The organism is Acinetobacter sp. UBA3132, from assembly GCF_002364825.1.
Classification (GTDB): domain Bacteria; phylum Pseudomonadota; class Gammaproteobacteria; order Pseudomonadales; family Moraxellaceae; genus Acinetobacter; species Acinetobacter schindleri.
On record NZ_DEZM01000122.1, the window covers coordinates 6376 to 15010 of the forward strand.

The window sequence follows — 8635 nt, forward strand, 5'->3', positions numbered from 1 at the left end:
TAAAGGAATTTCTTCAGAGCGAGGTGCAATTCTCGGGGCCTTACCTGCGACCATATGAGAACAAAAAGAATCAGCCCACTGAAACACTTGGCCGGGTCGTATATCATAACCATGGTCTTCACTTTGCAGCACAATCCAGTCTTGGCCTTCTACCCGGGTAATCATCCATAAATCAAAGCCAAAATGCTGATGCAGAAACTTTAATACTGCCTCTCCAGCATCCTGAAAACTTTTGAAATTTATATTTTCCATCCGAGATTGCCTCTGCTGCAAACCTGTAAAAATATGCATGATATCAACTTAAGCTATTAAACTATTTTTCCGGTTTCAATAGAATATACGAGCTCTAAATACAGCTATAAAACTATATATTTACAACATACCGTTGCTATAAGTTTTCATTTAAAAATTCACAATAAAAAAGAGGCCTAAGCCTCTTTTCTTCAAGCCTGAAACCTATGCCTCTGTCGGATTAGTCAGTTCCGTCATTGGCCAGCGTGGTGTGGTGGTCACCGCCAAGCCATCATGCTGCCCTGCTTTGAGACGCTGATAGCCCGCAAAAGCAATCATGGCACCATTGTCTGTACAGAGTGCAGGTTCCGCATAATAAACAGATGCACGGATCTTGGCTAAATCTGCTTCTAAACGCTCACGTAAACGCTTGTTGGCACTGACACCGCCCGCAATCACCAGACGTTTTAAACCGGTTTGTTTAAGAGCTTTAACTGATTTTTTTACCAAGGTATCGACAATCGCTTCCTGGAAACTGGCTGCAATATCGGCATCACGATTTTCATCACCGAGTTTTTTCATCTGTACAGACACAGCCGTTTTTAAACCACTGAATGAAAATTCCAGACCTTGATGCAGCATTGGACGTGGGAATGCAAATGCATTCGGGTCGCCCTGCTCCGCCAGTTTAGAAATGTTCGGACCACCTGGATAGGGCAAGCCCATCATTTTCGCGACTTTATCAAAAGCTTCACCAGCCGCATCATCAATCGACTCGCCAAGGAGCTCATATTGACCAATGCTATAAGCCGCCATCAACTGCGAGTGGCCGCCTGACACCAAAAGAGCCACGAACGGAAATTCCGGTGGCGTTGCCGAAAGTAATGGTGCCAGCATATGACCTTCCATATGATGTACACCAATCGCTGGCTTATTCAATGCAAAGGCTAAGGTACGACCAAATAATGCACCGGTCATTAACGCACCCATCAGGCCCGGTCCACGGGTATATGCCACTGCATCAATTTCAGATTTTTTCACGCCACTCTGTTCAAGCAGCTGATTCATGAGCGGAATTAACTTACGCACATGGTCACGCGAAGCCAGTTCGGGAACTACACCACCATACTCGGCATGCAGTTTAATCTGGCTGTACAGAACCTGGCCGCGTAAACCCAGTTCGCTGTCATAAAGCGCGAGTCCTGTTTCATCACACGATGTTTCTAAGCCTAAAACGATCATTAAACTGCCTATAACCTGTATCAAATCAATTGCGACAACTATTATAGACTTGTGATATGAGATGTAAATGAGTAAAATACTGACCTTCACTTGTGATCAAGGGCAATTCGGCCCTGATCTTATCCATAACTTAATGAGGATTCTTCATGCCACAAGTTAAATTGAAAGAAGGCGAACCAGTAGACGTAGCTATCCGTCGTTTCAAACGTTCATGCGAAAAAGCGGGCGTTCTTGCTGACGTACGTAAGCGCGAATTCTACGAAAAACCAACTCAAGAACGTAAGCGCAAAAAAGCTGCTGCTGTTAAACGCTACCAGAAGAAACTGGCTCGCGAATCAGTACGTACTACTCGCCTTTACTAAGATTAATTTGTGATTGACTGCCTGGACTAAATAAATGACTACTTTAAAAAACCAAATAACTGAAGTTTTGAAAGCAACAATGCGTGCTAAAGAAATGGCTAAGTTAACGGTAATTCGTAGTCTTCAGGCGGCAATTAAGCAAATCGAAGTCGATGAGCGCAAAGAACTTGACGACGCTCAGGTTCTTGCGGTCATTGAAAAGCAAATTAAACAACGTAAAGAATCGATCAAAGCCTTTGAAGGTGCTGGTCGAGAAGATTTAGCTAGTAAGGAACAAGCCGAAGTTGAGGTTCTATCTCAATTTCTACCAGAAGCTATGACTGAGGAAGAACTTGATTCCATCATTGCGCAAGCGATTACAGCGCAAGAAGCTACTAGCATGAAAGATATGGGTAAGGTGATGAATTCTCTGCGTCCGCTCATAGCCGGGCGCGCCGATCCTGCACAAGTTTCAGCTAAAATCAAAGCTAAACTGGCATAATCCCCCGCTTTAAATCTCTATTTGCGTTGAACTGACTTAATTTCTAGCCAGTTCTTAGCAATCCAAATTTCTTTTTTAATTTTAATAAATCAAAAATTACAATTTACATTTTTGCTTTGCAGCAATTGCATCATTTTTGAAGATTTCACCTGATCCACAATATCTTGCCGTGTCAATTTTTGCAGCTGAAAGTCTAATGCATCACGATTCTTATCAGTTGCCTGATAAAGCTGATCTACATAACGCCCGACGATCCCACAAAATTCCACCTGTTGTGCTGCGGTTAAATTCTGTTGTTGTGGATTTAAACTGCGCAGAAAATCTCGTGACTGCTGATGATATTCATCGCTGATACGCTCTACTGCCCGCACATAATCCTTGGTGCTCGCTGCATAACTATGTGATATTCCCCAAACCAGAAACAGGCACAACAATGTTCTTTTCATTCATGCTTTCTCATGTGCTTTCATTTGCAACTCAGCATAGTACAAGGCAAACTTGAAATAAAGCACAGAGGTTGACGTAGATCACAGCTTTAGCAAGTAATTTTTATGAGAAGATTAAATCTTGTATTTTCGTTCCTGCTGCATCTGTTTTAAACGTTGTGAAATACTTGCAGACAATGACTGATTCTTCTTACTGACTCGCTGTGCATGTAGTAAGGATTTAATAGCTGCCTCCTCATTTCCCGTCCAATATTCCACTTCAGCACGGTAACGTAATACATTAATCGTTTTAATCTCAGATGCAGGCTCGGCATTGGTTGCTGACAGCATTAAGCGCCAAGCACTTAAATCACGTGAATTAGCATTCAGGAAACGCTGCACGATCATCTTGGCTTGATCAGTTTGCTTCATACGGATCAATACTTCTGCATATTTATAATTGAGTGCCCGATTTTCCGGCATGATGGATGCTGCAGAACGTACACTACGCAATGCTGGCTCCAGCTGATTTTTTCCGAGATAAATATCGGTTTGAAACAGCACCAGCAAAGGATGAATCTGATTATACTTTTTTGCCTGGTCTAATGCCTGTTGTGCATTATCCTCATCACCTTGTTGCAGATAGTAAGCAGTGAGTGCCAATTGCCCTGCAAAACTGTTTTGTCCTGCTAAAATTTTTAATTGCTGCTCAGTCGTCTGACGGGACAGTACTTTGCTATACCAACGAATAATCTCAAAATTCTGGTCTATCAGCTTTGGTTTAACTTTTGGCATCTGATTGGCGCGTAAACGCGCCTCACTCATACGCTCAGTCGTTAAGGGATGAGTAAACCAGAAATCTGGCAGAAAGCTTAAACGGCTGGTTGAACGATGCATCACCTCAAAGAAATCAGCCATGCTCTGCGGGTTGTAGCCCGAAGCATACATATACTGCATACCGATCCGATCTGCTTCACGTTCCTGATTACGACTATAAGAAAGTTGCTGATCCATTAAAGCTGCTTGTGAGCCCATCATTACGGCTGCACCCGCATCGCCATCTGCTTGCGATGCCACTAAGGCTCCGACCAGGATTCCCGCAAGTGCCAATAATCCCTGTCCTTTAAATGCTTCTTGGGATCGACTGTAATGACGTTGTGTGACATGTGCAATTTCATGCGCCATCACACCGGCCACTTCATCCATATTACGCGCTGAATTGAGTAATCCCATATTTAAGGCAAATAAGCCACCAGGCACAGCAAAAGCATTAATCTGGGGATCATTAACCACAACCAGGCCAATTGGTTGCTGTAATTGAGTCTGGCTGAGAATATGTGAAAACACTGAAAATAACTGGTCTTCCATCCAGGGATTTTGCACCACAGGTAATTGTTTCTGTACTTGACGATAAACCTTTTCACCGATCATGCGTTCTTTTTGCTGATCTATCAGCCCTACACCTGCTCCAATTTCTGGAACAGTAAACTGACTAGACTGGGTGTTAAAAGTATCGGAAGCGGTATGCCCTATTGCCATACATGCGCTTAATCCACAAGCCAAAACCAAACGTTTCAATGAATAATTCTCTAAGCCTGATTACGAAACCTGCTTGAATATACCATTGAAAAAAGGGCATAAACGCAAGGAAATGTTATTTAATATTATTTAAAATGCGGATTAACTACATAGCGTGGTACACGTCCTTGCAAAGCATCCACCAGGTTCTGATATGCTAGTTCTGCCATACGCTGACGTGTTTGCGCAGTTGCCGAACCTACATGCGGCAAGGTAATCACATTATCAAGTTTAAATAGCTCTGATTCTTGCAGTGGCTCTTTTTGATAGACATCCAGTCCTGCGGCAAAAATCTGACAATTTTTTAAAGCCTGAATCAGTGCCTGCTCATCAACAACCGAGCCGCGCGAAATATTCACAAAGACCGCATGCCGCTGCATCAATGCCAGTTCTTCTGCACCAACAAGTGCTTTAGAATCCACATTCAAGTCAACCGCTACTACTACAAAGTCAGAACGCTGTAATAAGGATTTTAAATCACAATATTCTGCATTTAAGCCTTGCGCCAGATCCAGCTTTTCACGACGGTTATGATAAAGCACATTCATATTAAAGCCATGAAAGCCACGTCGCGCGATCGCTGCGCCAATATGACCTAATCCAATAATTCCTAAAGTCTTGCCAAAAATATCCACCCCGAACTGTGTTTCGCTGGCTGTACGCTGCCACTGTCCTTGCTTGGTCCATTGATTTAAATAAGTTACTTTACGCGCTGCGGCCATGAGTAAAGTAAATGCAAGATCAGCTGTGGTTTCAGTGAGCACATGTGGTGTATGAGTGAGATAAATTTTCTTTTCATTTAAATATTCAAGATCGTAATTATCGTAGCCAACACTAACACTGGAGATGATTTTTAGTTTAGTCGCAGTTTCCAGATTATTTCGATTGAGCAGTCGTCCTGCGCCAATCATGCCATCTGCATCTTGTGCATGCTGCAAAATCTGTTGATTGACATCACCCAGCTTGGGCTGGATATATACCACATTATATTGTTGTTCGAGTTTGGCTTGAATCTCTGGAGGAATTTGACTAAATACAACAACTTTTTGCTTCATGCTTATTTATTCCATGCTGACAAGCCTACTTTGCATAAACTGCCAGAGTCGCTTTTTAAGGATTGGCCGATCCAGCATCTCCTGCAGGGAGGCCAACTGGGTAATTTTACTGTTTGAAAGATATGGAACAGTACCAAGAAAAATAATATTTTTATCGTGACTCATGCCATCCAGAAAACCCTGGATATAAGACTCCACACCGCGTCCATCCTGCACATTATCCCAAGGAAATGGCCAGTTCAGCTCTGCAAACTCACCCAACATTGCACGTTGAATATTCGACCACAGTAATTGCTGATCTTCAGTTAAGCTCGTGGTATCAATGACAATGATACAGTGCGCAAGACCTAATGCCTGCATACTAAAAGGCGCGACCTCAACAATTTCGCGCAGTTCATGCTCCGGTTCTGGCTGCGACTGTATGTCCATTGTTGGCGTTATAACGACTGGCGCAGGCACTTCTACAGGTGCAGATACGACAGAACGTTCAATCACTGAGGCTTCAGCTTTAAGCTCAGGAAGGATGATTTCACTCAGGACTTCAGGTTGTGACTGGTCACGCCAAAGCGCCGGCTGGTGCGATTGACACGGCTCCGCCCGAGGAATCCAGATATCAATTCCTAGTGTCGCCAGTATGTCACGCTGATGCCCTATCATCTTGTCTTCATCACCTATTTCAGGCTGAATATTTTAGCGGGAATCCACTTCTTTTGCCGAACTTTTTCGGATTTTTCACTGTACATTACAATTGATTTGTAGCGAATCTGATTTTAGTCGTTCTCTTCGGGTTGTTTACATGCAGGTTCAAACATTATTTAAAGATCATGCGTGAGTTAATAAATACTTTCAAGTCTGAATTAAATAATCATGATGCTGTTCTTTTTCTGCATCTGATCCACAATTTCATCTACTTCAAAACCCAAACGCCAATACAGTAATTCCATCACGTCAAATTCATCCTGAGTGATGATCCGATCATTCCAGAGACAGATTTCCGCAATGCCCAATATACTCAGTCGATCACGCAGTAACAGGCCAGAAATATCATTCAGAATTTCAGCCAGATCAATCGGCTCATCTGAAATTTCGGTATACATTTCCAGTTCTTTTTGAGTCAAAATACGTTTTAAAATGCGCTCGCGAACATCCAGCTGATTATCACTATTGATCTGTTGTACATGCAGCAATGCATCAATCAGGCGTACGATTTGTGGTTTAACTTCTTCCAGTGCCGTCGGGGTATGTACGGGGAGTAGATTCAGCTCATATTTCACACATTCAAGCAACAAGGCATCTAGCAGACCAATTTCACCATCTTCCTGAATAATCCGTGCCAGTTTCATCACGAATTGTCGTGCTACCGTGGTCGGCATGCCACCAATATTTTTGCAGGCTTGCTGAAAAATCGAGATATGCACACGCCCGTCCAGATTTAACAATGAATCTACAATGGCCCGGCTGACTTCAGCATCGGTGGGAATAAACTCCCGATATTGCCGGATCATCAGAATTGCAACCATGACCTCTCGCGACCCAGTTGCAGTTTGCAATGCGCGTTCAATTAGCTCTGGTCGTGGCGTATTGGCACGATTCTCCGGATTCAGTGGTTTAACTGCATCTTTAATTGCAAAACTGATCGGCGACAGACGTAGTAAAGGCAGTGGCTGTGGTGAACTCCAGGAAGCTGTGCTTGTAACCGCCATTTCTTCGAGTGATCGAAATAGACTAAATAAAGGCTGATTTTGTAGTTTTTTTAGGTTTTCAAGCTGTAAATCCTGAATTAAGGAGGGATTCATTTCATAGATTCGCTGCTCAATACTGGGATGAATATTCAGCCAGTTCTGCTGACTGAGGGAGTTAGCAAAACACATATGTGAAATCGACTCCGCATATTCACTATGAATCTGTGAACCGGAATGATGCACATAAATCCGCAGCAAAGTCTGTACATTGGCATCATTTTGAATCAGACGACGGGTTTTTTGATCATTCTTAAAAGTCCTGCCACCGAGCGAAATATATTTAATGAAACGGGTAATCAGTACGCCTAAGCTACCAATCAGCCAGATCACCGCACCAATACCAACAAACAGAGTCTCAAACTTGTTTTCTGCCGGCATGCCATTCCGATAGAATCCCCGCTTGGCAATCTTACTGCCCCACTGACTAAAAGTAGTCAGGCTACTGTAGAGAATCTTGAGCCGGGTATTTTCTGCCGCTTCACCAGAAAGAATCTTGTTAAACTCATGGCTTAATAAACCATACAGTTCAATTTCATCCAGATTTTGCAATGCCCCCCAAGTCAGAATAATGGCAGTATTTCCCGGGTTAAAACCGGCAGTCAGTGCATTGACTCCAACTTCATCAGGCAAAACATACACCGCAGGAGGCTCAATCAGAAAAGTATCTGCCAATTGTTCAGCAATCTTCAGAGCGACGCTTTCCTCCGGTACGCTTTCAATCAGACTCAGGCGACGTGCACCCATCTGCCGTGCCAAGGAATAACCACCGGCACGAAAGACATAAAATTCATAGAGTACTGACACCACCATGATCGAACCGACCAGAGCAATCAGATAAGGACTTAGCACATGCCAATATATAGATTGAGCAGGATCAAAATAATAGACCAGTAAACCAACGACAGTATTAATAATTGCTATCGTCAATAGCACAGCAATCAGACAGACACTGGCTGGCCATAGCATATTTTTATTCTTGATAAACGCATATCCTACGCTTTTCAATGCTTCACCCTGATCACATTGTTCTAGCTTTGCCCAATCATAAATGAAAAAAGCGGGAAATTCCCGCTTTTTTCATGATTTTAAAGACTTAGACTTCGCGCACGCCAGTCAGGTCTACTGATGCTGCATCGATATTTACATCAATAAACCTGTCACCTTTTTTGGCGCCATCATTACGCTTTTGCTGTAACTGGTCAAGGTATGCTTCATCAATACCGCCAGCCACATATACGCCGTCAAATACAGAACAGTCGAATTCACGCAGGTTCGGTACAATCTTGGTACGTACTGCATCTTTCAGATCTTCCAGATCCTGGAAAATCAGACGATCAGCACCAATAATTTCACGAATTTCTTCAACACTACGTTCAGATGCAATCAGTTCAGATTTGGCTGGCATATCGATACCGTACACGTTCGGATATTTCACCATTGGTGCAGCAGACGCAAAGAATACTTTTTTCGCACCGGAATCACGCGCCATCTGAATGATTTCATTACACGTGGTACCACG

The 8635-nt window shown here is 43.1% G+C and carries 8 protein-coding genes and 2 pseudogenes; 2 read left to right on the top strand and 8 right to left on the bottom strand.

All coding sequences use genetic code 11. The features are described 5' to 3' along the window. A pseudogene (locus tag B4033_RS06085) lies at positions 1-252 on the bottom strand (sensor domain-containing diguanylate cyclase); the annotation flags it as partial. 204 nt (positions 253-456) lie between these two features. Continuing rightward, on the bottom strand, positions 457-1473 hold the full coding sequence (tsaD, locus tag B4033_RS06090) for a tRNA (adenosine(37)-N6)-threonylcarbamoyltransferase complex transferase subunit TsaD (RefSeq protein WP_286832701.1): 1017 nt from the start codon (positions 1471-1473) through the stop codon (positions 457-459). Positions 1474-1619: 146 nt separating this feature from the next. Here tsaD and rpsU point away from each other — a divergent pair, with 146 nt between their 5' ends. Then, positions 1620-1835: a 30S ribosomal protein S21 gene (gene rpsU / locus B4033_RS06095; protein ID WP_001136722.1), complete on the top strand. Its 216-nt coding sequence runs from the start codon at positions 1620-1622 to the stop codon at positions 1833-1835. 34 nt (positions 1836-1869) lie between these two features. Then, entirely contained in the window at positions 1870-2316 is a 447-nt protein-coding gene (locus tag B4033_RS06100) for a GatB/YqeY domain-containing protein (protein WP_004812350.1), read from the top strand. An 89-nt stretch (positions 2317-2405) separates the two neighbouring features. On the opposite strand, the gene B4033_RS06105 is transcribed toward B4033_RS06100, so the two are convergent. The 6 genes and pseudogenes from B4033_RS06105 to B4033_RS06130 all read right to left on the bottom strand — a co-directional run. After that, positions 2406-2762, bottom strand: coding sequence for a hypothetical protein (locus B4033_RS06105; RefSeq protein ID WP_004812348.1), 357 nt, complete (start codon positions 2760-2762; stop codon positions 2406-2408). Between the two features lie 114 nt (positions 2763-2876). Next, positions 2877-4319, bottom strand: a complete 1443-nt coding sequence (locus tag B4033_RS06110) for a M48 family metalloprotease (protein ID WP_286832705.1) — start codon at positions 4317-4319, stop codon at positions 2877-2879. An 86-nt stretch (positions 4320-4405) separates the two neighbouring features. Next, complete coding sequence (locus tag B4033_RS06115) at positions 4406-5374, bottom strand: 2-hydroxyacid dehydrogenase (RefSeq protein WP_286832707.1); 969 nt, start codon at positions 5372-5374, stop codon at positions 4406-4408. A 6-nt stretch (positions 5375-5380) separates the two neighbouring features. After that, positions 5381-6031, bottom strand: coding sequence for a hypothetical protein (locus B4033_RS06120; RefSeq protein ID WP_286832708.1), 651 nt, complete (start codon positions 6029-6031; stop codon positions 5381-5383). A 200-nt stretch (positions 6032-6231) separates the two neighbouring features. Continuing rightward, positions 6232-8121, bottom strand: coding sequence for a M48 family metalloprotease (locus B4033_RS06125; protein ID WP_286832710.1), 1890 nt, complete (start codon positions 8119-8121; stop codon positions 6232-6234). An 88-nt stretch (positions 8122-8209) separates the two neighbouring features. Beyond that, a pseudogene (locus tag B4033_RS06130) lies at positions 8210-8635 on the bottom strand (amidophosphoribosyltransferase); the annotation flags it as partial.

Bases quoted from the DNA above. Each gene is read 5' to 3' on its own strand.
- B4033_RS06115 (WP_286832707.1), bottom strand. From the start codon at position 5,374: ATGAAGCAAAAAGTTGTTGTATTTAGTCAAATTCCTCCAGAGATTCAA.
- B4033_RS06105 (WP_004812348.1), bottom strand. From the start codon at position 2,762: ATGAAAAGAACATTGTTGTGCCTGTTTCTGGTTTGGGGAATATCACAT.
- B4033_RS06100 (WP_004812350.1), top strand. From the start codon at position 1,870: ATGACTACTTTAAAAAACCAAATAACTGAAGTTTTGAAAGCAACAATG.
- tsaD (WP_286832701.1), bottom strand. From the start codon at position 1,473: ATGATCGTTTTAGGCTTAGAAACATCGTGTGATGAAACAGGACTCGCG.
- B4033_RS06120 (WP_286832708.1), bottom strand. From the start codon at position 6,031: ATGATAGGGCATCAGCGTGACATACTGGCGACACTAGGAATTGATATC.
- rpsU (WP_001136722.1), top strand. From the start codon at position 1,620: ATGCCACAAGTTAAATTGAAAGAAGGCGAACCAGTAGACGTAGCTATC.